This is a genomic window from Paenibacillus sp. CAU 1782 (genome assembly GCF_054551715.1).
In genome coordinates this window covers 1-23644 of the sequence record NZ_JBTOLL010000001.1, presented here as the reverse complement: position 1 = coordinate 23644, position 23644 = coordinate 1, and the positions used below count along the sequence as shown (strand labels likewise).

The 23644-nt window shown below is 52.0% G+C and carries 16 protein-coding genes and 1 tRNA gene; 6 read left to right on the top strand and 11 right to left on the bottom strand.

Annotated elements, in window-relative coordinates; genetic code table 11:
- Positions 1-9: 9 nt before the first annotated feature.
- The 3 genes from clpP to ACX93W_RS00075 form a co-directional block, all read right to left on the bottom strand.
- Positions 10-600, bottom strand: coding sequence for an ATP-dependent Clp endopeptidase proteolytic subunit ClpP (gene clpP, locus ACX93W_RS00085; RefSeq protein ID WP_459390290.1), 591 nt, complete (start codon positions 598-600; stop codon positions 10-12).
- 267 nt (positions 601-867) lie between these two features.
- A complete protein-coding gene (tig, locus tag ACX93W_RS00080; protein WP_459390289.1) occupies positions 868-2157 on the bottom strand; it encodes a trigger factor in 1290 nt (429 codons plus the stop codon).
- 87 nt (positions 2158-2244) lie between these two features.
- Positions 2245-3132 (bottom strand): hypothetical protein, encoded by an 888-nt coding sequence (locus ACX93W_RS00075; protein WP_459390288.1) that lies wholly within the window; start codon positions 3130-3132, stop codon positions 2245-2247.
- A gap of 223 nt (positions 3133-3355) precedes the next feature.
- On the opposite strand from ACX93W_RS00075, the gene ACX93W_RS00070 reads away from it, so the two are divergent.
- The 4 genes from ACX93W_RS00070 (at position 3356) to hemH (ending at position 6631) form a co-directional block, all read left to right on the top strand.
- Positions 3356-3432: transfer RNA gene (locus ACX93W_RS00070), tRNA-Arg, on the top strand.
- Positions 3433-3744: 312 nt separating this feature from the next.
- Complete coding sequence (locus ACX93W_RS00065; RefSeq protein WP_459391966.1) at positions 3745-4326, top strand: TetR family transcriptional regulator; 582 nt, start codon at positions 3745-3747, stop codon at positions 4324-4326.
- Positions 4327-4353: 27 nt separating this feature from the next.
- Entirely contained in the window at positions 4354-5565 is a 1212-nt protein-coding gene (locus tag ACX93W_RS00060) for a GNAT family N-acetyltransferase (protein WP_459390287.1), read from the top strand.
- A gap of 16 nt (positions 5566-5581) precedes the next feature.
- Complete coding sequence (gene hemH / locus ACX93W_RS00055; RefSeq protein WP_459390286.1) at positions 5582-6631, top strand: ferrochelatase; 1050 nt, start codon at positions 5582-5584, stop codon at positions 6629-6631.
- Positions 6632-6750: 119 nt separating this feature from the next.
- On the opposite strand, the gene ACX93W_RS00050 is transcribed toward hemH, so the two are convergent.
- The 8 genes from ACX93W_RS00050 to ACX93W_RS00015 form a co-directional block, all read right to left on the bottom strand.
- Entirely contained in the window at positions 6751-9141 is a 2391-nt protein-coding gene (locus tag ACX93W_RS00050; RefSeq protein ID WP_459390285.1) for an ABC transporter ATP-binding protein/permease, read from the bottom strand.
- Positions 9142-9281: 140 nt separating this feature from the next.
- Complete coding sequence (locus ACX93W_RS00045) at positions 9282-9971, bottom strand: response regulator transcription factor (protein ID WP_459390284.1); 690 nt, start codon at positions 9969-9971, stop codon at positions 9282-9284.
- Positions 9949-11409, bottom strand: coding sequence for a sensor histidine kinase (locus ACX93W_RS00040; RefSeq protein ID WP_459390283.1), 1461 nt, complete (start codon positions 11407-11409; stop codon positions 9949-9951). The genes ACX93W_RS00045 and ACX93W_RS00040 overlap by 23 nt, the downstream gene beginning before the upstream one ends.
- Positions 11410-11638: 229 nt before the next feature.
- A complete protein-coding gene (locus ACX93W_RS00035; RefSeq protein ID WP_459390282.1) occupies positions 11639-12388 on the bottom strand; it encodes a 4'-phosphopantetheinyl transferase family protein in 750 nt (249 codons plus the stop codon).
- The gene (locus tag ACX93W_RS00030; RefSeq protein WP_459390281.1) at positions 12385-12579 is read right to left on the bottom strand and encodes an MbtH family protein; all 195 of its coding nucleotides are present in this window, start codon (positions 12577-12579) and stop codon (positions 12385-12387) included. The genes ACX93W_RS00035 and ACX93W_RS00030 overlap by 4 nt, the downstream gene beginning before the upstream one ends.
- A 39-nt stretch (positions 12580-12618) precedes the next feature.
- Positions 12619-18180: an amino acid adenylation domain-containing protein gene (locus ACX93W_RS00025; RefSeq protein ID WP_459390280.1), complete on the bottom strand. Its 5562-nt coding sequence runs from the start codon at positions 18178-18180 to the stop codon at positions 12619-12621.
- A complete protein-coding gene (locus ACX93W_RS00020; protein ID WP_459390279.1) occupies positions 18173-19585 on the bottom strand; it encodes a glycosyltransferase in 1413 nt (470 codons plus the stop codon). Before ACX93W_RS00020 ends, ACX93W_RS00025 begins: the two co-directional genes overlap by 8 nt.
- 30 nt (positions 19586-19615) lie before the next feature.
- Positions 19616-21484: a non-ribosomal peptide synthetase gene (locus ACX93W_RS00015; RefSeq protein WP_459390278.1), complete on the bottom strand. Its 1869-nt coding sequence runs from the start codon at positions 21482-21484 to the stop codon at positions 19616-19618.
- A 281-nt stretch (positions 21485-21765) separates the two neighbouring features.
- Here ACX93W_RS00015 and ACX93W_RS00010 point away from each other — a divergent pair, with 281 nt between their 5' ends.
- Together ACX93W_RS00010 and ACX93W_RS00005 are read left to right on the top strand one after the other, a co-directional pair.
- Positions 21766-22593, top strand: coding sequence for an aminoglycoside adenylyltransferase domain-containing protein (locus ACX93W_RS00010; protein WP_459390277.1), 828 nt, complete (start codon positions 21766-21768; stop codon positions 22591-22593).
- Positions 22594-22823: 230 nt separating this feature from the next.
- Positions 22824-23144 carry a hypothetical protein gene (locus ACX93W_RS00005; protein WP_459390276.1) on the top strand — a complete coding sequence of 107 codons (321 nt, stop codon included), beginning with the start codon at positions 22824-22826 and terminating at the stop codon, positions 23142-23144.
- Positions 23145-23644 lie beyond the last annotated feature (500 nt).

Below are 23644 nucleotides of genomic sequence, written 5' to 3'. Positions count from 1 at the left end.
TCGTTTCGCTTACAGCGCGGTTGGCGCCGTGATGACCTTGTCGATCAAGCCGTAATTAAGCGCTTCTTCCGCGCTCATGAAGTAATCGCGGTCCGTATCCCTGTCGATTTTCTCGTAGGGCTGTCCGGTGCGCTCAACGTAGATTTCATTCAGCTTTTGCTTGGTTTTCAGAATCCAGTCTGCGTGGATTTTAATATCCGTCGCTTGACCGCGAACCCCGCCCAGCGGCTGATGGATCATAACCTCTGCGTTTGGCAGCGCAAATCGTTTGCCCTTGGCGCCGGCAGTCAGCAGCAGGGAACCCATGCTTGCCGCCATCCCCATACACATGGTGGATACGTCCGGCTTGATATATTGCATCGTATCGAATATCGCCATGCCGGCCGTAACGGATCCGCCTGGCGAATTAATGTAAAGATGAATGTCCTTCTCAGGATCGTCGGCCGCCAGAAACAGCAGCTGTGCGATTACGGAGTTAGCGACGTCATCATCAATCGCGCTTCCCAGAAAAATAATGCGATCCTTCAGCAATCGGGAGTAGATGTCATAGGAACGCTCTCCGCGATTTGTCTGTTCAACTACAATCGGTACCAGATTCATGCGACCAACCTCTTTTCATTGTGGAATTGTCTTTACTTCCTCATTGTATCATGTAGGAGAACCTGTGTCATTTTTCCGAATAATACAGTATACGGCGCGTAACGCCTGATATGTACGTCCCCCGGCCGTGGCCTGGGCACAAAATCAATATGTAAGTTGGAAATAAGGCACGTGTTATAACGTGCCTTATCCCGGGTATTGCTTATTGAATGCCACCGGCATACCGCTTAGCGGTTCTATGCCGATACAATGCTGGCATTATGTCTCTTAAGCCGTTTTGCTATTTTCAAGCAGGAATTTGATTGTTTTGCGAAGCAAAACATCTTCTTTCAAATTGGCGATATTGCCGTTTTTCTCGAAGATTTCTTGCAGCTCTTGAACAGGGCGGTTGTATTGCTTGGACAGCTTTTCCAACTCCTCGTTCAAGTCTTCTTCGGAAGCTTCAAAGCCTTCAGCCTTAGCGATGGCTTCCAGCACCAGGTTGTTGCGAACGCGTTTTTCAGCGTCGGAACGCATTTGGTCGCGAAGCACGTCCTCGGATTGGCCGGAGAACTGGTAGTACAGATCCAGGTTCATGCCTTGCGCGCGAAGACGGTTTTCAAAGTCCTTCAACAAATAATCAGTTTCAGTGACAACCATCGACTCCGGAATTTCCACTTCAGCAGCAGCAGTCGCCTTGTCAACAACGGCAACCTCGCGAGCTTGCTCAGCATCTTTTTCCTTGCGCTCTTTCAATTTCACAGAAAGATCTTGTTTGTATTCTTCCAGCGTATCAAATTCGCTTACGTCTTTAGCGAACTCGTCGTCCAGAGCAGGCAGGGATTTGCGTTTCAGCTCATGCAGCTTCACTTTGAAGACGGCTTGTTTGCCGGCCAAATGCTCAGCATGGTACGTTTCAGGGAATGTTACTTCAACATCCTTGAAGTCGCCAAGCTCCATGCCAACAACTTGCTCTTCGAAACCAGGGATGAAAGAGCCCGATCCCAGTTCCAGGGAATAACGCTCGCTGTAGCCGCCGTCGAATTGCTCGCCGTCTACATAGCCGTCGAAATCGATGACGGAAATGTCGCCGTTTTGCGCAGGGCCTTCTTCAACCACTGTCAATTCAGCGTGACGGGTTTGCAGACGCTCCAGCTCGGCAGCGATCTCATCTTCCGTTACTTCCGTTTGGACAGCTTCGATTTCCAGGCCTTTGTATTCGCCAAGCGTAACTTCAGGCTTAACGATGACTTTGGCAACAAATTTGAACGTTTCGCCTTTGGCAAATTGCGTTACGTCGATTTCCGGACGGTCAACCGGCTCAAGGTTGTGCTCTTTAACGGCAGCCGTATAAGCATCAGGAAGCAAAATGTCGATTGCATCCTGGTACAAGCTTTCTATGCCAAAACGGGATTCAAAAATACCCCGCGGCACTTTGCCTTTGCGGAAGCCAGGCACGTTTACTTTGCTTACTACTTTCTTAAAGGCTTGATCCAAAGCGCCGACCACTTTCTCGGCGTCAACCTCAACGTTAATCGAAACGAGGTTCTTGTCTATTTTTTCCCATGTTGCTTTCATTTTATGCCTTCCCCTCCAAAATGCGCATGCATCTCATGTTTTCACGTTACATAAACCATTCTATTATAAACAAGATAGACAATCTTTTCAAGGCTGATGTTCATCGTCGCCGGATTGCAGAAGCATTGCAATGCTTCTGAGCGTGCGGCAAGCCTGTTCATAGCGGAATCTAAGATTGTCTGTAATGCCGTATGCCTCCCTGACGTCATCGTCATTCGCCGAGCCGTAGACAGTCAGAAGCAAGGTCAGATGGAGTGCGGCGGCATAACAATCCACAATGTCCTCGTCTTCTCTGAGCATCCAGCGGTAAGCGGACGTTCCGTACAGGTATTGCAGGCTTTCCTTCCATAGCTCCCTCGCAAAATGGGGCAGCGTAGGATCATCGGCTTCCACAACCATTTCGGTCCGTTCCAAAATACGGCCGACGGGATCTGGAAAATGCTCCAGCGACAGAGGCGTGCTCCCGATCTCCAGATTGACCTCCTCGCCCATTCTTTGCAGCGTCACCGATCCGTCGCTTCCCCGCTTGCGCAGCGCCTGAAGCGCCTTGAACTGCAGAATGGGATGCAGGTCTTCGCTTTGCAGCCATTCAAGTATGTATGTCTCGATTGAGCTGTCCTGGATGTAAACGGCGCGCTCCAACGCCAAAAGCTGCTGGTCCAGCATAGGATGATGCTGCATGATATAAAGAACTTGCTTGATGTATTCCTCATCCTGAGCCGGCGGCTGCAGAAGTTGCGTCCTCATCTCCTCCTCATCCAGCTCGTCCGGACTTGCTTCCCCTCGTGCTCCGGTTTCATCCGGAAAAGCCATCTCCAGCCAGCGCAGAAGATTTTCCCATTCCTCGTAATGGCGTTTCTCCTGTCCTTGGCACTGCAGCAGAAAAGAAAGAAGCTCCTTGGCTTCCTTGTACTGCTCGGCCTCCAGCATACGAGTCAGCCCGATCTGGTATTGATCCAGCATATTGGGAAACAAATAAACGTTATCCTTATTGTCCTCGCCATCGTTTTTTGGTTCTCTGGGGTCCTGGGGAGTCGTAATGTTGTCACCGCCTTAGGTACTTCAAGTATGTAGTGGACGCAATCTTGCGATAGATTATACCACGAGAGGCCATAATAAAAAAAGTTGTCTGCTTTTTAAAATAAACCAAATTTTTGCTTGCCAAACACTACAGGTGCATGTTATATTATTTTTCAGTGTCCCAGTAGCTCAGTCGGATAGAGCACTCGCCTTCTAAGCGAGTTGTCGGGGGTTCGAATCCCTCCTGGGACGCCATTACGTTGAATATAGCTACTTTTTATAAATGGAAATCCCCATGATCCCTTGTCTTCAAGGAATGATGGGGATTTTTGTTTTGCCTGCGAAAAAAGCCTAGTCAGGGCAATCTTTCCGCAAAAACCGCCTTTTTCGTAGAGGTTAGACGCTGCCCACTAAAAAAATATCCGTTCCTCATGAAAGACGTTTCGATGAATAACCCGTACCGCAGCTAGGAAATAGCCGCTTAATTGACTGCATGCCGCCCGCAGGATTAAAATGAATGATAATCAGTCACCACTTCGATCCTCTATTGTTTAGGAGGTTACACTCATAGAAGAAAAGAAGGCGCGAATACTTAGTGCGGCAATCGAAGTTTTGAGCTGCAACGGCCTGGAAAAAACTAAAATATCGGATATTGTAAAAAAAGCGGGAATCGCTCAAGGCACATTTTATCTCTATTTCCCTTCCAAGTTAGCCGTTTTGCCTGCCATTGCAGAAAACATGGTTCAAAAAACGATGGATGCTCTCCATGCAAAAATACAATTAAACTCCCCCATTCAAGAGCAGCTGAAGCAATTTATCGAAACGATGATTCAGTTAGTCCATGAAAACCGGGAGCAGTTCGCCCTCTGCCATGCCGGTTTGGCATCCAGAGAATATAGTAAGGAATGGGAGACCATCTACCAGCCGTATTATGATTGGGTAAGTAATTGGCTGGATGCAATCCTGGCCGGCGGCCGCGTTCGCGGAATGCTTCAAGCCGATCAAGCGGCACGCTTTGTTATCGGAGCCGTACAGTCCGCCGCAGAACATCCCTATGCGCCTTGCCAGGACAATCAATCGGGAGACCTTGCGAGAGCTGAGGAAGTGTATGTCTTTATCGCCCAAGCTTTAGGATTAAAGACGGTGTAATCAAAGCCAAACGCAAAGGAGCACGATATGAGTCGAAAAAAAGAATTCAAGATGCAAAAAGTCGATATTACGCATCTCGAACAATACAATCAATTGCTACGATATGTTTTTCAAGTTACCAATAATGATCTTCACAAAATAGGCTGGGAAGAACGGGAGATCATTCACGCCAAATCGCCGATATTGGAGCAAGCCGATGTGCTGGGCTGGTTTTATGGGGATAAGCTGGTGTCGCAGGTAGCCGTTTACCCGCTGCAGGTCCGAATTTTTAATGTAACCTATGATATGGGAGGCTTGACCGCCGTCGGGACTTTTCCGGAATATTCAAGCCAAGGCCTGATGCACAAGCTGCTTTATCAGGCGCTGGCAAATATGCGGGAGAAAAAACAGTCCATTTCCTATCTTTATCCCTATTCCATTCCGTACTACCGCAGAAAAGGCTTTGAAATCATTTCCGACAAAATCGTCTTTGAGGTTAACGACCATCAGCTGCCCAAAAATAAAAAGGTTTCCGGCGAAGTGGAGCGCGTTTCGATTGAAAGCGACGATGTCAAAGCGGCTTACGAACGCTTTTCGCTCCAAACTCACGGCGCTTTGCTGAGGGGCGATCTGGCCTGGAACGAATATTGGCGCTGGGATTCCGACGATCTGACCGCCGCTGTCTATTATAATGATGACAGAGAGCCGGACGGCTATGTTCTTTATTGGATTCAAGATGAAATCTTCCATATCAAAGACATGATATTTGTTAATGAAGAAGCACGCAGCGGATTATGGAATTTCATCAGCGCGCATTTTTCCATGATTTCAAAAGTCGTAGGCAACATCCATACCGATGAGCCGCTGGCCTTTTTATTGGAGGATGCGGATATTAAAGAAACGATTTCCCCTTATTACATGGCTCGTATTGTCGATTTGGAACAGTTTATCGCACAATATCCCTTTAAACCGGACACGGGCGAGCGCAAATGGACCTTTAAGCTGGAGGATCCGCTTCTCTCATGGAATCAAGGCACCTTTACGCTGCAGATTCACCCTGATGGAAAAGGCGAGGTCTCTCCTTCCACAGAAGAAACCGACTCCAGCATCAGCATCCAGACGATGACGACCATGCTGCTGGGGTACAAGAGACCGGACTATTTGCACAAAATCGGAAGAATTACATGCGGGCCGGATATCGTAGATATGCTGGAGGATGCGATCGAGCAGCAAACCCCTTATTTCTCGGATTATTTCTAAACACGGAAGGTAACCTATGAACGACGAAAAAATCGGTATCATTCTGGGGCAGATCGGCACGCCGGAGCAGCCTACCGCCTCGGCGGTCAGGGCATATCTCAAGCCGTTTCTGTCCGACCGGCGAGTGATCGACTATCCTCCATGGCTCTGGCAGCCGCTGCTGCAGGGCATTATTCTTCGGGTACGGCCCAAAAAGTCGGCCGCCCTGTACCAGGAAATTTGGAGCGATGAAGGTTCGCCGCTTATGGTTTATTCCTTGCGGCAGCAGCAAGGTTTGCAGAAGAGATTAGGCGACGGTTATCAAGTCGAGCTGGGACTGGCCTATACCCGGTTAGACCCTGCCAATGCGATCAAAACGCTGGAGGAAGCCGGCATTAGCAAAATCGTGCTGCTGCCCCTCTTTCCCCAATATTCGTCAACCACGACAGCGAGCTTTTATGAATCCGCCATGCGGGCTGCCTTGGGCGAAGGCAATGGCAAGGCCGGAAGCGGCGCGTCGAAACGATTTATTCCGGAATTGAGGCTGGCGGGAGCATTTTATAAAGATCCCGCATATTTGGAGGCGCTTAGGCAGAATTTGAACGCCCAGATTCAATGTCTCGGGGAGCGGCCCGACCACTATGTTCTCAGCTTTCACGGCGTTCCGGAGCGCTACATTAAAACCGGCGATCCGTATGAGCAGCAATGCCGGGAGTCTGCGGAGGATTTGGCCAAGGCGATGGGTTGGGCCCCCGGAGAGTGGCGGATCAGCTTCCAATCCCGCTTTGGAAAAGAGCCCTGGATCGGGCCGTCTACAGCGGAAGTACTGGAGGAGCTGTCGGCGCAAGGCGTCAAACGCCCGTTTGTATGCGCGCCGGGTTTTGTCACGGACTGTTTGGAAACGCTGCATGAGCTCGGCATCGAAGGCCGCGAGCAATTTGCCGAAGGCGGTGGCGATCCGCTGCAATACCAATTCGCTGCCTGCCTGAATGATGATCCGACTTGGCTCGATTTTTTGGCGGATTATAGTGTACGACAATCCGCGGGCTGGCTGGGGGCAACGACGCTTAAACCTCTATTATTATGAAAAAGACAAAAAAGGCGCCTGACGGGGAATGCAACCTCCCACGCTTAGCGCCTTTTGCTTTAACTTTTTCTTTTACTTCTGCTTTAACTTTTGCTTTTTTCTTTGGCCTTTACTTGCAATTACTCCGTTCTAAGCGCAATAACGGGGTCCTTTTTGGTAGCCGCTTTGGCTGGAATCAGTCCCGCGACCAACGTCAGGAACATGCTGCCGAGCACAAGCACCGCGGAATGAGTCGCCGTTAATTGGGCCAAGCCTTGAATATCAAGCGCATTTGCAATGAGAATGTTGATGACGGACGCCAGCGCATAAGAGATTACGATGCCGATCGCGCCGGCCACAAATCCAACAATCAAGGTTTCTGCGTTAAATACGCGCGAAATATCTTTTTTCCTTGCCCCGATGCTTCGCAATATGCCGATTTCTTTCGTACGCTCCAATACCGACACATACGTAATGATGCCGATCATAATGGTGGAAACAACCAGAGAGATCGCCGCAAATCCAATCAACACATAAGATACGGTATCCAGCACCGTCTGGATGACGGAGCCGATCATTTCAGACATGTCGCTGTAAACGATTTGGTCGGCTTCAGCCTTCCCATCGTTGTATTTATCCAGGTATTGCTTGATTTCGTCTTTGCTCGCAAAATCTTTTGGAAAAATATTAATGCTCGACGGAGTTGTATCCGCGCCAAGGCTTTTCAGCCTCATCTCCTTGGCCTCATCATTGGCAAATGGCGCGTTCAAGATCACATCGCGATCAGATGTCTTTTGCGCCTGCGCAATGTCGGAATTTTGCGCTTGCTCCAGAACGTATTCCGTTAATGCCGGCGTATACGCCAACCCTTCGGACAAATAGCCGCTGGTGGTTGTCCCGCTTTCTTTTATCCGCAAAATCCCTGCAATCGTCAGCTCGATGCCTTCGTCAGCGCCGAACAATGCCTCATAAGAATCAGCGGCGGAGGGAATAAACAGCCCATTTCCGGTTTCCGTATAATAGCTGTTGTTCGGAACTACTTTCATAATCGTTTTCCCGATAAAATCGCTCAGCTTCCATTCCGCATCCTCAGAAAAAATGCCGAGTTTTTCATAAAACGCCTTGTCCAGCCGGTTGTATTCATCAACAACGAGAGCTACCTCATTTGCTGCGCTTGGGTAACGGCTTCCCTCTCCGATCAGATCGTACATGGACAAAATAAACTCGTCATTATCCGGCAGCTCCTGCCAGTAGGTAGGCATCCCGCCGAAACCCGGAGGCATGTCCATCGCCATCCCTAACGATGTTTCGTATTTAATTACATCGTCTTCCGCTTTCGCCAGCAGGTTCATCTCGACTCCGTTGCCATAAGAGACGGCATTGACGGCACCCGGAAGCGCGTCCTGGATACCGGAAATATACGTGAAATAATCCTCGGTCAACACATTGACATGTTGTTGAATGTTGGCGGTGCTATCGTAACGGTACATAATGTCGCCGTCGGGAAACTCATCTGCTTCACCGCTGCTATTGCCAAAGGGAGAGCCGTCGGGCGGCTGCGGACCTTGTATGCTTTGTGCGCCTTGAGATATCGTCAGCGGAAATCCGGCCAGCGTCTCGGATTGCATAGTGGAAATGTAGTTGGACAAACCATTGGACAGCGCCAGCACAAGCGCAACGCCGATAATGCCAATACTGCCTGCAAACGAGGTAATGAGCGTACGGCCTTTTTTGGTCAACAGATTTTTGAAAGAAAGGGACATGGCCGTCAGCAGCGACATGGAGGTTTTCCCGGGGCTCAGCTTTCCGCCTGCCTGGGCATCGGTTGTTTTGCCCCCCTTGTCATTCCTCATAAGCGGATTGCTGTCCGACTGCACTTCCCCATCGCGCAAATGGATGATTCTGCTGCTATAATTCTCTGCCAAGTCGGCATTGTGCGTGACCATGATGACCAGCTTTGTTTTGGATATCTCTTTAAGAATATCCATGACCTGCAGGCTGGTTTGGCTGTCCAAAGCGCCCGTAGGCTCATCTGCCAAAATAATATCGGGATTGTTGACAAGCGCTCTCGCAATGGCAACGCGCTGCATTTGGCCGCCGGACAGCTGGTTCGGTCTTTTCTTGAGCTTGTCCCCCAGCCCCACGGATTCCAGCGCCTTCGTGGCCTTCTCGCGGCGTTCAGCGACCGAAACCCCGGATAGCGTCAACGCGATCTCTACATTTTGCAATATCGTCTGATGCGAGATCAGGTTGTAGTTTTGAAAAACAAATCCGATCGATGTATTCCGATAAGCGTCCCAATCCTTATCCTTAAAATGTTTGGTAGAGCTTCCTCCCAGAGAAAGATCCCCTTCGTCATAACGGTCAAGTCCGCCGATAATATTAAGCAGCGTTGTTTTGCCGCAGCCGGACGGGCCCAGAATGGAAACAAATTCGCTTTCCCTGAACTCCAGCGAAACTCCCTTTAAAGCCTGCACCACTTCGCCGCTGTTATAGGATTTCTTGATGTCGGTTAACCTGAGCTTGGACATGCCGTTGATTCCTCCCCAACCTTTTTGAACTAAAGACATCATAACAAGCAATAGTAAACTGAAGAGGAGGCAAAAGTTAAACGAAAGGTTAAAAAAGACTTACATGTTTAGTTCAGCGTCCACCTATTTGGAACGGCAAATTAAAGCTTAAATCGGTAGCCCGCTCCCCATACGGTCTGAATATGCTTGGGGTATTGGGGATTGCTTTCGATTTTTTCGCGCAGGCGATTAATATGTACAGCTACCGTTTTCAAGTCGCCGATGGCATCCATTTCCCATATTCGCTCATACAATTGCTCCTTGCTGAACACAATGTCCGGATTCGACACCAGAAACAGCAGCAGCTCATATTCTTTATTTTTGAACTCCACTTCCTGCTGGTGGACATAAACCCGATGGGTCAGCTGGTTGATCCGAACCGGCCCGGCATGCACCTCGCGCGTCCGATTAGCGCCTCCATTCGTCAGGCGCTGATATTGCGCCAGATTTGCCTTCACCCTCGCAATCAGCTCAGTGGGCGAAAACGGTTTTGCAATGTAGTCGTCGGCGCCTACGCCCAACCCCCTCACTTTGTCCACGATTTCGCTTTTGGCCGTCACCATCAGAATCGGAATATCGTATTTGTCGCGAATGGCTTTGCACAGCTCGTAGCCGCTCATCCCCGGCAGCATGAGGTCTAGCAGAATCATATCGTAGGTTCCCGTTAACGCCAGCTGCAACCCTTCGTTCCCGTCCGATGCAATGGTTGCTTCAAAACCTTCAATCTCCAAAAAATCCCGTTCAATTTCGGCAATCGCCATATCGTCTTCAATAATTAGAATTTTTTTCATGTTCCGCTCCTTCTGTGCCTGAATGCTTTGGTAATGTGATAATGATGGATAATCCCTCTGTTGGCGCAAGCTCCGCTTTGATGTCTCCGCCAAGGCGCTGAATGATTTTGACCGATATTGCCAAACCAAGGCCGCTTCCGAGGTCCGGCGTTTTCCGGGACGCATCGCTGCGATAGAATACATCAAACAGCTTTTCCAGCTCGTCGGGAGCGACGCCAGGACCGTTATCGCTCAGCTTCAGCTTAATCCGATCCTCTTCTTGCATGGCGGTCACCACGATTTTGCCCTGTTCCTTATTTCTGTATTTGAGGCTGTTCTCCAAAATATTTTGAATCACATTGCGAAACTGGACGACATCAATGATAACCTCGGCATGAGGAATCGCATCGTCAACCTGGATGGTCAACCCTTTTGGCTCATATTCCGCAGCAAACGCCGCCATCGTTTGACGGAGCTCCCGGCCCATGTCCACAGCCTCCAGATGGAGCGGAAACTCCCCCAGATCCAGCTTTGAAAATAAAAAGAGCTGATTAATCAGATGCTCCAGGCTAGCTGTTTTGTTTTTGATAATGTCAAAATATTTGCGCTGCATCTGAGGCGTCGCAGCAACTCCTTTTTCGATTCCCTCCAGGTAGGCCTTAATCGAAGTTAATGGCGTTCGCAGATCATGGGATATGCCGGCGATCAGCTCTCTCCGATTGTTTTCGTCCCGTTGACGCTCATTGACCATATGGTACAGATGCTGCGCCATCTCGTTAAAGTCCGCGCATACCGATGCAAATTCATCCTGCTTGTCGTAATGGATCCGGTAGGTCAAGTTGCCGTCTCTCAGCTGATGGACGCCGTGGGACAGAATATGAATGGGATTCATAATGCCGCGAAAAACAAATTTGGTTAATGCCCGGTTTGTAGCGATAACTACGATAACGAGAAGCACGGCGGATACCAGACCGATATACAGCTGCTGTCTGGACTTGTTGGAGCCGTCAACAGTAAAATTGGTATCCGTCAAAACAACACCGTATGGGCCCGCCTTAATCCGGAAAACCGATAACGTATCGGTCACCAGCATAAACTGATCGTCCTGCGTCAAGTCCAATCCCGAGAGGCGGTTTTGGGGCAGCGTAGCCGGATAAACCAAGGTTTGTCCATCATAAAGAGACAATGTCAGGCCAAGTCCCTCGTTATCCCTGTTGAAGGCATCGATATCCGCCTTCATTACATCCCTGTTTTCTCCTGTGCCCCACGAAGCAGCCAGCGATTTGACCTTTTCCATCCGCTTCATCATAATGTCCCCGTGCTTAAAAGGCGGCGCATCCCGAAAACCCGTTATGCCCACATAAATCAATATGAAGCAAACGCCCGCCGCAATCATCAGCACAATTGGCAGCACGAGCATCAGAAAATTGGATAGATACAACCGCCGCTTCACGCTCATAGCAGTCCCCCCGCCCTCAACAATGATAGTTAGCTATAAGTATAGAGGAATCGGGAGAAAAAGCTAATCAAACGCACAAGAAAAAAGAATCGGACTTTAACAGCGATCGGAAAACCCCTCTGTTCCGCAGCGTTCCATCTCGGTTGAATTGAGCCAAAAAAAACAAAAAGAAACTGCCGCTTTCGAAGCCGACAGTTTCAATCTGTTTCGCCAATAGCACTTTGAATTGTTAGCGCAGTTGGTCCGCGTTCACCAAAACGACTCTCTTTGGCCAGTCTTGGGACAAGGAGCATGCTGATAACGAGTAGTCATTATCCACTTGAAATTGACACAGGTTCCAGCGGCGCGCCGATCCCGCCTCCGTAATGACCGAGCTTAACCCTTTCCGGGCAACTCCAACATTGCCGCCTGCTTCTCCAGTTACGCTAAAGGAGTCTAGCGGAAGCGAAAGCCCCGCCCCCAAAGCCTTGAGGTAGCTTTCCTTGCGGGTCCAAATGTCATAGAAAAGCCGATTGCGCTTCTCCGGCGGCTGGCTGCATAACGCTTCGTATTCGCTGGAGGCAAACATGGAACGGGCAAGCTCCATGTCCGCCATCCCCATCTGCTCAATATCGATTCCGATATCCATGGAATGAAACGCCGCTACCGTCCATATGCCGGAATGGGAAACATTGAAATGAACATCCTCTCCTGCCAGCACCGGCTTGTTGTAAGGATTTTTCTTAAAAAGAATTTTGCTTGCGGGCAAACCGAAGCGCTCGCGCAGGACGTAACGGACCAACACATCTCCAGCCAGCGACCGCCATTGGTCCTGCCAATGCCGAAACCGCTTTATTCGCAGCGCCCGATCCGGAGGCACGAGCACAGACCATGCCGCTATCCGCTCCTGCTCATCAGCAAGCGTCTCCAAGGGGCCGCTCAGTCCGCTGTCGTCCTGAAGATTCATGCGCACCGCATAAATCGCCGGAACCTCCTTCATCCCTGGCGCAAGCTTAGCGGCGTCAAATCAGTCCAAACTTCCTTGACGAAAGCCAGGCATTCATCCTTCGAGCCATTTTTTCCAGCTTCGCTCCAACCGGCGGGAATGTTGAGTTGCAGCGGCCAAAGCGCATATTGCTCCTCGCTATTCACAACTACTTTGTAGCTTGATACTGACACATGATTTTCCATAAAACCATCCTCCCCATCGTCATTTTAGAGTCCAAACCTTTAGAGTCCAACGCCCATCTGGCGGTCCGCCATTTGCTGCAGCTGATCCTTGTTCCGTATAATGACGGCGTCTGGCACAGCATCGGGAAGGATCGTCTCCATATGGCGCAATTGCCGATACCGCATGCCAATAAAGGCCCACAGGAACAAAATGATACCGATTGATGCAATCAGCAGGCCAATGCCTTTTTCCCCTCCGCCTCCAAACCATCCCGTTGACGAGGCTCCTGCGGGCAGCGCCGATGCCAGTGGTCCAAATACCGAAACAACCAGCGGTCCCGCGAGCAGGAAGCTAAGCGGCCGCATGCTGAAAGCCATCACCTGGTTGGTTGCCAATACTCGCCCCTGCAGCTCCAGCCCTACTTTTGTTTGAATCAGGGCCAGCCAGTGCGTGTTAATAAGCGCCAGCGCAAGGCCAAAACCAAACAATCCGATAATCGCTGTCACAAGAGAAGGATAAATGCCAACAACCGCAATCGATACCCCCGTCAACATAACGAATCCAACCATGCCGTCCGCTCTGCGGTCAAAACCGCCCCAAATGGCCATCAGTATGGAACCAATCAAGAGGCCCGCGCCCTCAAAGGCAATAACCAAGCCCACCTTGTCGGCAGTCATAAACTGAAGGAGGAACGGTGTGGTCAACACATTGTACAGACTCATGAAGAAATTGACGACGATAAAAAACACGACCATCGCAACCAGGCTTTTTCGGTGAATGATATATTTCCAGCCCCCGATAATCTCTCTGCTCATCGGCTCCTCGCGTTTTTTGAACATCAAGTTCGGGAAACGGAGCAGCGACAAAATGATCATAGACAAACTCAGCAAAACCAGATCAATAACAACAATTGTTTCCAAGCCGATCAATACGACCAGTGCGCCGCCCAGCGCAGGCGCCATAATTCCGTTCAGCGACATGACGAGTTGGCCCAGGCCGTTGGCATGTCCCAAATATCGTTTGGGCACCAGCTGCGCGGTCGCGGCCTGATAAGCCGGCATCGTAAAAGCGCCCGCGATGGAACCCATGCCGGCGGCGACATAAATCGCCCAAAGCGCCAAGGCATCCAGATATAGCATCGTTGCAAGGAAGATGACTGAGCATAGCGCCAACGCTTGACCGGCCAGCATAACCTTGCGCCTGTCATATCGGTCCACAACCGCGCCAGCTACGGGCAGAAGGAGCAGGGTTGGCAAAATGGCATACAGTGAAATCGTCGCATAATCCGAGATGGAACCGGTGCGATCATATACCCAGATGCCCAGAGCAAAACCGGTCAGCGAAGTTCCGATTGTGGCGATAATTAAGCACATCGTGACGATTAAAAAAGATTTGACGCTTGGTTGAACTTCCCTTTTTTCGGGTTCATTCCCCGCTTCATGCCGCGATACGGAGAGCGCCTTGCGATTCTTGCGGGCCGCCGCCCCCCTAACGACTTCATCATCCCTCTCTTCGCCCCATCGGGAAATTTGCCGCGTCAAAATTTTGGTCACATAATCCGCTTGATGCTTGTGAAAATAATGGCCGGCATTATCAACAATATGCAAGTTTACATCCTCGCTAAAGTCCTGCCACTCCATATAACGTTCCTCGTAGAACTCCGTCATGCGGTCCGCGCCGCCTACAATACAGGTGACGGGCGCTTTGAGCTTCGGCTTTTGATCCAGCGCATAAAGCGCCGTATAATAGTCCTCCGCCTCACGCGCGTCATGCCTCAGATTGCGGAGCACAAACTTTTGCTCTTCCGGCGATATTTCATCATCGAAGCCGCCAAAAGCGCGCAGCATGTCGCGAGCAAACTTGTCGGACGTCCATTTCTCGCGCGGGAAGATGCGATGCCACCATTCCGTCAGCTTAAACGGCAATCTGGCGCCAGGGAAGGTGCCTGCCATAAACACCCCGCTTACCTCTACATTGTCTTGCTCCAGAAGCAGAGCGGTGCGAAGAACCATCGCTCCGCCCAGGCAGTGGCCGTAAAGATAAACCTCCCCTTTGGCTTTGCTTTTGATCTCCGCCGCCATTCGCGCAGCCGTCTCCTCCAGCGAAACGAGGGGCTGCTGGGGACGGCTGTAATCATGGCCCGGAATTTCTACCGCAAACAAGGAGTAATTAGGGGGCAATGCTTTAGCCATAGGCTGAAACGTTATGGCGCTTCCGCCGCCGTAAGGCACGCAAACCAGCGTGCTCACTTTGCCGCCGATGGTGGATGCCTTCTTGAATTCGATCAGAAGCTCGTCGCTCCTGGTCGCGCCGGAAGTCAGATGCTCCGCCAGCTCGCGAATCGTGGGATTTTGGAAAAGATCCATGACGCTGAAGGAATTGCCCATCTTGCGCACAACCTTGATTGCCTTGAAGGAATCGCCGCCGATATCAAAAAATTCATCGTTAATGCCAACCTGCTCAAGCCCCAGCACCTCGCTCCAAACAGCGGCGATCTCCAATTCTTCCTTGGTCTGGGGTTCGGCAAAGTCGGAATGTCCCGCCATATTCTCCCCGCTTGGAATAGGGAGAAGCTGCCGATCCAGCTTACCGTTTGCGTTAAGCGGCAGCCGTTCGATAACAACAAAGGCCGAAGGCAGCATATAATCCGGCAAAATGTTTTTTATATGTTTGCGAATACTGCCCACATCGGGCTGCGCCGCCGAACCTGCGCCTTCCTGGCCGGAAATCTCCTGGCGATGCTCCGGCACCAGATAAGCAACCAGCCGCTTATCGCCAGGTTCATCCTCCCGAACGATGACAACCGCGTCCCGAATACCGTCGAGCTGCAGCAAAACATGTTCGATTTCGCCGGTTTCGACCCGGTACCCGCGAATTTTGACCTGCTGGTCCATCCGCCCGACAAACTGGATGGTTCCGTTGTGCAGATGGCGCACCAAATCGCCCGTACGGTACATTCTGCCCCCCGGCTTTTTGGTAAACGGGTCCGGCAGGAAACGCTCCGCCGTAAGATCCGGCCGGCCATAGTAGCCGCGCGACACCGCATTGCCGCCAATGAACAGCTCGCCGATGGCGCCTGCGGGGACGGGCTGGAAGTAAGAGTTAAGCACATAGACCGGAGCGTTTGGAATCGGGCTGCCTAGCGGTACCGCAGACTGGCGGTCCTTCTGTGAGCCCTCCTCCGGAACCTCGTAGGCAAGCACGGAAACCGTTGTTTCCGTAGGGCCGTAATGATTCTGGATCCGGCACTCCGGACGAAGCTTACGGATGTCCGTGATCGTGTCCCAATGGGAAGCTTCGCCCGCCAGGATCAAGCAATGCCGGGGCACAACGGCGGCGGGATTAGACACGCCGAGCAGCGCTTCCATATGACTGGGCACGATTTTCATAACGTCAATGGGATTTTCCTCGCAATAAGCGGCGAATGCGTCAGGATCGGCCGTCCGCTCGTAAGGAATAACATGGACGCAACCGCCCGTCGCAAAAGCGCCCCAAATCATCGGCGTGCCAAGATCGGCGGCAAGCGTGCTGACGATCGCAAATGCCAGGCCTTCCTTCAGCTCCAAACGTTTCAGTATGCCATCCAAATAGTTGGAATAGCTGCCATGCTCCACGGCCACGCCTTTTGGTTTTCCCGTCGAGCCGGACGTAAACAGCACATACATGAGATCGCCGGGCCTTGCGAGAATTTCCGGATTCCCGGGTTTCTCCCGGGATAGAATCTCAACGTCCCGATCAAGGCAAACGACGGCTTTTACTCCAGGGTCTGCTCCGCCCGATTGCGAGAAGGTTTCATGCAAGGCTTCCTCCGTTACGATAACGGACACCTTCGCCTCTTGGGCGATCATTTGCAAACGGACTGCGGGCAGCTTGGGATCAAGCGGCACATATGCGCCTCCCGCTTTCAGGATGCCAAGCAAGCCGACGATAATATCTACCGTTCTTTCCATGTAAAGACCGACGGTTTCATTGGGGCCAACCCCCAAGCCGCGCAAATAATGAGCCAGTTTATTGGCCCTTTCATTGAGCACTCCATAGGTCAACATTTTCCCCTCGCTGTAAACAGCCGCTGCCGCAGGCGTAAGCGCCGCTTGTTTCTCAACAAGAAGATGAGGCAATCGGGGCTCTCTTGAATCATCCATATCGGCGTTCCAGTCAACGAGCAATTTCCGCAGAGAATTTCCCGATAATGCTGCAGCCTCATATAATGGCAGGTCGGGCTCCTCCATCACCCGCTCCAAAATCATGCAATAATGTTCGGTGAGCTGGCGGATCGTGGATTCGTGAAACAAATCAAGACGGTAGGTCAACGTAACCTCTATGCCCATCTTTTGATTTTCAAAAACCGTCATCGTCAAATCCAGCGTTCCGCCGCGGGTCCGGTTTCCCACAAAGGGAACAACCTGGAGGCCGGGCAGGTCAGTCATGGATTGTCCATGCCGTTCAAACAGAAACATCGTATCGAAATAAAGGGCATGCCCCAATACGCGTTCGGGATTCAACACCTCAACGATCCGGTCGAACGGCAAATCCTGATGGTCATTCGCCTCCAGCACCGTGTCCCGAACCGACGCAACAAAACGGCTGAAGGTGTCGCTCTTGTTTATCGAGGAGCGAAGCGCAACCGTATTGGCAAAAAAGCCGGCCAGCTTTTCGATTTCCTGCTTGCCCCGATTCGCCATGGGCGTCCCGACCGTAATTTCCTCCTTGCCGTTATAGTTGGCAAGAAGCACCTTGTATACCGCCAACAGGAAAACAAACGGCGTACAGCCATGCTTTTTGCTGGCTTCACGGATCCGCTGGGAGAACGATGAATCGACCTCCATGCTGTAAAAACCGGCTTTGCGTTCGCTTTGAATGGAGGGCCGCGGATAATCCGTCGGCAAATCCAGCATCATCGGCGCCGGCGTAAGCTTGTTTGTCCAGTAGCGAAGCTGGTTCTCGCAAGCGTCCCCCGTCATCCATTTTCTTTGCCAAACCGCAAAATCGGGATATTGAATTGTAAGCTCGGGAAGCTTGACCGGCTCCCCCAGCAAAAAGCTCCGGTAAAACGCTGCGAGCTCTTCGTCGAAGATGTCGGCCGAGCCGCCGTCGTAAACCAAATGATGCGTCATCCAGACCAAAACATGTCTCCGGGGCTCCATCTCGTAAAGAATCGCCTTTACAAGCGGTCCGTTCAGAAAGTCGTAGGGCGTCGTCGCTTCCCGCTCCATGTGCTGGAACACTTTGTTTTCATCGCTTATCCGGATGACTTGAAGCTGGATGTCAAGCTCCGGGCGAATGACCTGCACAAAGTCGTCATTTTCATATGCAATGACGGCTCTCATAATTTCATGACGCTTGACGATTTCGTTTAGCGCGTTGTTTAGGGCCGGTATGTCCAATTCGCCGATCAGTTGATAGCCATTGGCAAAATTATAGCGTTCCGTGCCGGGCATATATTCCTCAAAAAACATCGTACGCTGCTGCGCGTAGGATAGAGGAAAACGGTTTTCTCCCTCCTGCCTGGGCAGCTTTGGTATAACGGCTGATGCTGCGGCGGCTTTTGCCTTCTGCTGCTTGGCCTTTAGCGCTAGAAGCGCCCGACGCTCGGGTGATAATTGATCAATCGTTTTACTCATAAATAGCCTCCTTCAAGGAAGGCGAATGTTTCCCAAGCTTCCGCTCCGCCAGACGCTGCGCCAACAGAGAACGCTTGCCCGCGGAGAGCGAATGATTGATGGCGTCCAGCCGTCTTGCAGCAAGAGGCGCACCATGGCTTCGTAGCGGCGATTGACGACGGGAAGCCTCGTAATCGGCATACATTTTGTCCGAATCAATGGCATATTCCGCCTTGCCAACGATGCTTTCCATGGCGGAGCAAGCAACGTCCATCGTATCGTGCTCCGCCAAAACCTTCGCAAGCTGACGGCAGCGCTCCTTCACGGAACTTGTCCCGATGCCCATTATGGCATTGGCGATCAGCGCCGGCTCCCACTGCAGGGGCGGCAAATAGTCGCCGATTCCGAGATGCTTGATCCGCATCCCGTTATCCGGCCGGTCCGTATCGGCCGCGAGGGCCAACTGTGGAGTCGCAGCCGTCATGGCTCCTGTAATCGTGCCGATCCCTCCGTGATGGATCACGCCGGCTACGAGCGGATACACGCTCGCAAGCGGCAATATTTTATGCCAGGTGATGTAGTCGGGAAGGTCGCTCGGCATAAGCTCTTCATGCCTGGTCACTACGATGGTTCGGCGCTCCAGCGCTTTAACCCCTTCGATAGCCGCCCTATAGAAGTTAGGCTTGATCATTTTGCCGGTGCCGCCCGTAATCAATAACGGGGGTTCTCCAGCTCCTATAAAGTCCAGCAGCTCGCTTGGCAGCGGCTCGTATTCGTTGGCGTCGGCAAGCGGGAAGCCGACCGTCTCCACCTTCAGCGCCCAATCCGGGGCTTCGATGGCGCTATCAAAGCTTTCGTGCCAGAAGCCGATGTTTTTCTTAACGGCGCCCATCCATGACGTCCAGCTTGTAATGGGGAACAGTCCAAGCTCGCTGCGGAATGTATTAATAAGCGAGATCGCAAAATCCAGCCCAAGCTCCTCCCAAATATGAAGCTGGGTAACATAACTCGGCGCCAACACTCCGGTGACGACGGGAATCCGCATGACTTCAGATACAATCATCGAAACAAAGCCGTCTCGCTCCCGGCAGATCAACACGGAATCCTTCTCCTTGCACAATTCCGTCAAAATGTCATATTCCTTTTGAAACTTTTCCTTGGAGTAATATTTTCGCTGGTAGGCTTCGTTGAGGTCGGGTTTCTTGAGGGGGTCTTCCATCATGTGGAGATCCTTCATCACTTCCATATAGTCCTCGGGCTCATCAATCGCGCAGAAGGAAATACCGGCTTTTTTTGCAAGACGCTCGAATGCGCCGTGAGTGACCAGAGTGGCTTTGTGGCCGCGCCGGACCAGTGCGGAAGCCAGCCGCAGAAACGGGAGCACGTCACCGTTCGTCATATGCGTATTAAGAACAAAGTTTGCCATCCATTTTCACCTCCTGACATCCTGCCGACTTCATTTCAGCAGCGCCTCGATTTCCTCTTCCGTCAAATGCTCCATCTCGCTCAGCAGTTCTTCCAACTCAGAGTCATCGGTTTCCTCCAGCAGCCTTGCTTCGATTGTCGACGCTAAAGTCCGAATCGTGGTGCCTTGCGTAAGCATATCCTTAAGCGAAATTTTGACGCCAAAAGCTTGTTCGCTGCGGACAAGAATTTGAGTGGCGATAAGGGAATGGCCCCCTAAATCAATAAAATCGTCATCCAGCCCGATTTGATCGAAGTTGAAGAAGCCGGACCAGATCCCGGCAAGCTCTTTCTGGATAAACGTTTCCGGAGGCGCGTAGGCTTGTCCGATCATAAGGCGGGACAAGGTCGGGCTGGGCAGAAGCTTGCGGTCCGTTTTGCCGCTTGGGGTCAACGGAAAAGCCTCCATCTCTATAAAATAGGACGGAATCATATATTCCGGCAGCCGCTCCTGCAGGTGGGTTCTCAATTTGCTGACGGATGGCGAATAAGAGACATCCGGTATAAAATAAACGGCAATGCGCTGATCGCCCGGCTGGTCCTCCCGCACGACCGTAACAGCCTGGTTGACGCCGTCATGCTGCTCCAGCACCGTGCTGATTTCGCCCAGCTCGATACGGAATCCCCGCACCTTTACCTGGTCGTCGTTGCGGCCCAGGCATTCCAGGTTACCATCAGGCAGCCAGCGTCCCAAATCGCCCGTATGGTACATGCGCGCCCCGGGTTCCCCGCTGAATGGGTCCGGCACAAAACGTTCTGCGGTCAGGTCCGCCCTGCCGAAGTATCCCCTCGCAAGCCCGATGCCGCTAATAAACAGCTCTCCGGTTTCTCCGGGCGCAACGGGTTCGTAAGCATCGTTCAACACATACATGGCGTTTCCTGGCACAGCCATGCCGATCGGAATAACCGTCCGTGATCCATCGCGATCACTGGTCCAATTGGTAATAAACACCGCCGCCTCGGTTGGGCCGTACAAATTATGGAACTGCGCGCTCATCATGCCGCAGAATCGTTCGTTAAGCGCCGCGGACAACGGTTCGCCGCACAAAAAAACATGGGCAAGCCCTGTGACGTCCCCCGCCCCCTCCTCGCTGAGGAAGGTCTGGAGCATTGTGGGCACGAATTGCACGTGAGTGATCCCTTCGTTTCGGATCTCATCCCATAAATACGCATTGTCCAGATGGCCTTTGGGCTTGGCCACAACCAGACATGCGCCGCAACTGTGCGGCCAGAAAAATTCCCATACGGAAACATCGAAGCTATAAGGCGATTTCTGTAGAAGTTTATCATGTTCCCCCATTTCAAAAGTTTGCTGCATCCAGTGGATCCGGTTGGCAATAGCAGCGTGCGTATTCATCGCGCCTTTCGGCTTGCCGGTTGATCCCGAGGTGTAAAACATGTAAGCCAGATGGCTCTCATTCAAATCAATGTCGAGATTTCCCTCCTCCTCTTCATCTTGGTTCCCCAATGGCTCCGGCTTGTCCAGAATCAATACCTCTCCGTGTAGTCCCCGAAACCGCTCGCCGAATTTGCGCTGGGCAATGACTCTCTGTACCTTGCTGTCCTCGATCATATAGGCCAGCCGATCCATTGGATAATCGGGATCAAGCGGCACATATGCCCCGCCAGCCTTCAGGACGCCATACAGGGCAACGACCATTTCGATCGAACGCTCCATGCAAATCCCGACCAGGACGTCCGGCCCTACCCCTACCCGCCGAAGGCGATGCGCCAGCCGGTTTGCGCGTGCATTCAACTCCGCATAAGTTAAAGACTCCCCTTGAAATCTGACGGCTTCATGCTCGGGCGTGCGTTCCGCTTGCCGCTCGAACAACTGGTGAATCAAGCCTTTAGCTTGCATTCAATCACTCCTTAGTTTGTTTTCATCTTCAAGTGATTTCCAAAGCTGTTCACAAAATATGCTACTTTATTACAGTAAAGAGTGCTAATGCTTGAATGACTAATTTATCGTTAAAATGACACTTTCCGAAAACAGTAAAAATCAGTTATAAGATTTGTTTTACCTTGTCGCGAGGGTTGCCTCGGGCGTACATTACTATTTAGCAGGCGGTGCACGAGGCGATACACGCACGTCTTGCATAAGCATTGGCAAGGAGGCATTAAAAAGGAAAGATGGAAACAATGACTTGGAATCAATGTCCGGCGGAGGTCAGGCGTCAGGCCAGCCTATTGACCGTTTATATGGAGGATTTTTTGGGAAACGCTTTGACAGGGGTTTATTTGCACGGCTCGGCGTGCCTGGATGCTTTTCGTCCCGGGAGAAGCGACCTGGATTTGCTAATCGTCGTCGAACGTCCCTTAAGCGCCCAAGAACGCTTTCAGCTGATGTGCGCATTTCTCAGCCTGCATCGTCAGCCCGCTCCAGTGGAAGCCAGCATTTTGCTGCGGAGCGATTTAGCGGCATGGAGGCATCCAGCGCCATATCAATTTCATTTTAGCGAGCATTGGCGTAAACGTTACGAGGCAATCGAGGCATGGGAGGATTATAGCTTTTGGGACTTTAAGGAGGAGCAACTTGACCCGGATTTGGCATGTCATACAGAGTTGGCGCGGGAACGCGGCATCGCTCTATTAGGCCCGTCTCCGCAATTCGTGCTTCCGCCGGTACCGGACATACATGTCACGGATTCCCTTCGGAACGATGCAAGAGACTTCATAAGGACGGGTCACGAGGCGATGGCCGCGCTGACGCTGGCGCGCGTCTGGAGCTATTGCGAGCTGTCCGTCTTCCTCTCCAAGGCAGAGGCGGCGAAATGGGCTATTAAGCAGCTTGCCGGCACTCCCGACAGCCGTACGTTGAAGGCGGCATTGGCCGTTTTCGAGGAGGAAACCGTTCTGTTCGATGTCGAGCGTGAAGTTTTCCTCGTGTTCGTCGACAACATGCTGTGCCGGATTGACAGTAGAAATAGCGCGGCGGAGGCGACAGTAACTATCCCCGTCAACGTTTAAACTGCAAAAAAAGGACGGTCTGAAAAGATTATTGGTCATTGCGTTTGCGGAATAACCGGAGGCAGTTGGCACATGCAGACCGCTTGAATCCACTTGTTGACGAACAAACGATTACTTGACGGATAAAAGCACAGCTAGCGAACGTATGGCTAGCGTGGCAATACAGCGCGGCGCATGGCCAGCGGGCAATACAGCGCGGCGCATGGCTAGCGGGCAATATAGCGCGGCGCATGGCTAGCCGGGCAATACAGCGCGGCGCATGGCTAGCCGGGCAATACAGCGCGGCGCATGGCCAGCGGGCAATACAGCGCGGCGCATGGTTTGCGGCCAATACAGCGCGGCGCATGGCCAGCGGGCAATACAGCGCGGCGCATAGCCAGCGGGCAATACAGCGCGGCGCATGGCTAGCCGGGCAATACTGCGCGGCGCATAGCCAGCGGCCAATTCAGCGCGGCGCATGGCTAGCCGGGCAATACAGCGCGGCGCATGGCCAGCGGGCAATACAGCGCGGCGCATGGCTAGCCGGGCAATACTGCGCGGCGCATGGCTAGCGTGGCAATACAGCGCGGCGCATGGCTAGCCGGGCAATACTGCGCGGCGCATGGCTAGCGTGGCAATACTGCGCGGCGCATGGCTAGCCGGCCAATACTGCGCGGCGCATGGCTAGCCGGGCAATACTGCGCGGCGCATGGCTAGCCGGCCAATACAGCGCGGCGCATAGCCAGCGGGCAATACTGCGCGGCGCATGGCTAGCGTGGCAATACAGCGCGGCGCATGGCTAGCGTGGCAATACTGCGCGGCGCATGGCCAGCGGGCAATACAGCGCGGCGCATGGCTAGCCGGGCAATACTGCGCGGCGCATGGCTAGTGGACATTCATGTCCGTTAGCCGCGTTTTTCATAGCTTTTGTTCAATGTAATGGACATACATGTCCATTACAGCACTAGCCTTGCATAGAACCTGACATGCATTGTATTGGAAAGAATTCATATACATGAATTCCAACATCAATCAATATTTTACAGCGGTATGGGAGACCTCATTGCCAAAA

Bases quoted from the DNA above. Each gene is read 5' to 3' on its own strand.
- ACX93W_RS00020 (WP_459390279.1), bottom strand. From the start codon at position 19,585: ATGGCAAACTTTGTTCTTAATACGCATATGACGAACGGTGACGTGCTC.
- ACX93W_RS00045 (WP_459390284.1), bottom strand. From the start codon at position 9,971: ATGAAAAAAATTCTAATTATTGAAGACGATATGGCGATTGCCGAAATT.
- ACX93W_RS00030 (WP_459390281.1), bottom strand. From the start codon at position 12,579: ATGGAAAATCATGTGTCAGTATCAAGCTACAAAGTAGTTGTGAATAGC.
- ACX93W_RS00050 (WP_459390285.1), bottom strand. From the start codon at position 9,141: ATGTCCAAGCTCAGGTTAACCGACATCAAGAAATCCTATAACAGCGGC.
- clpP (WP_459390290.1), bottom strand. From the start codon at position 600: ATGAATCTGGTACCGATTGTAGTTGAACAGACAAATCGCGGAGAGCGT.
- ACX93W_RS00005 (WP_459390276.1), top strand. From the start codon at position 22,824: ATGGCTAGCCGGGCAATACAGCGCGGCGCATGGCTAGCCGGGCAATAC.
- ACX93W_RS00015 (WP_459390278.1), bottom strand. From the start codon at position 21,484: ATGCAAGCTAAAGGCTTGATTCACCAGTTGTTCGAGCGGCAAGCGGAA.
- ACX93W_RS00060 (WP_459390287.1), top strand. From the start codon at position 4,354: ATGAGTCGAAAAAAAGAATTCAAGATGCAAAAAGTCGATATTACGCAT.
- ACX93W_RS00010 (WP_459390277.1), top strand. From the start codon at position 21,766: ATGACTTGGAATCAATGTCCGGCGGAGGTCAGGCGTCAGGCCAGCCTA.
- hemH (WP_459390286.1), top strand. From the start codon at position 5,582: ATGAACGACGAAAAAATCGGTATCATTCTGGGGCAGATCGGCACGCCG.
- tig (WP_459390289.1), bottom strand. From the start codon at position 2,157: ATGAAAGCAACATGGGAAAAAATAGACAAGAACCTCGTTTCGATTAAC.
- ACX93W_RS00025 (WP_459390280.1), bottom strand. From the start codon at position 18,180: ATGAGTAAAACGATTGATCAATTATCACCCGAGCGTCGGGCGCTTCTA.
- ACX93W_RS00040 (WP_459390283.1), bottom strand. From the start codon at position 11,409: ATGAGCGTGAAGCGGCGGTTGTATCTATCCAATTTTCTGATGCTCGTG.
- ACX93W_RS00035 (WP_459390282.1), bottom strand. From the start codon at position 12,388: ATGAAGGAGGTTCCGGCGATTTATGCGGTGCGCATGAATCTTCAGGAC.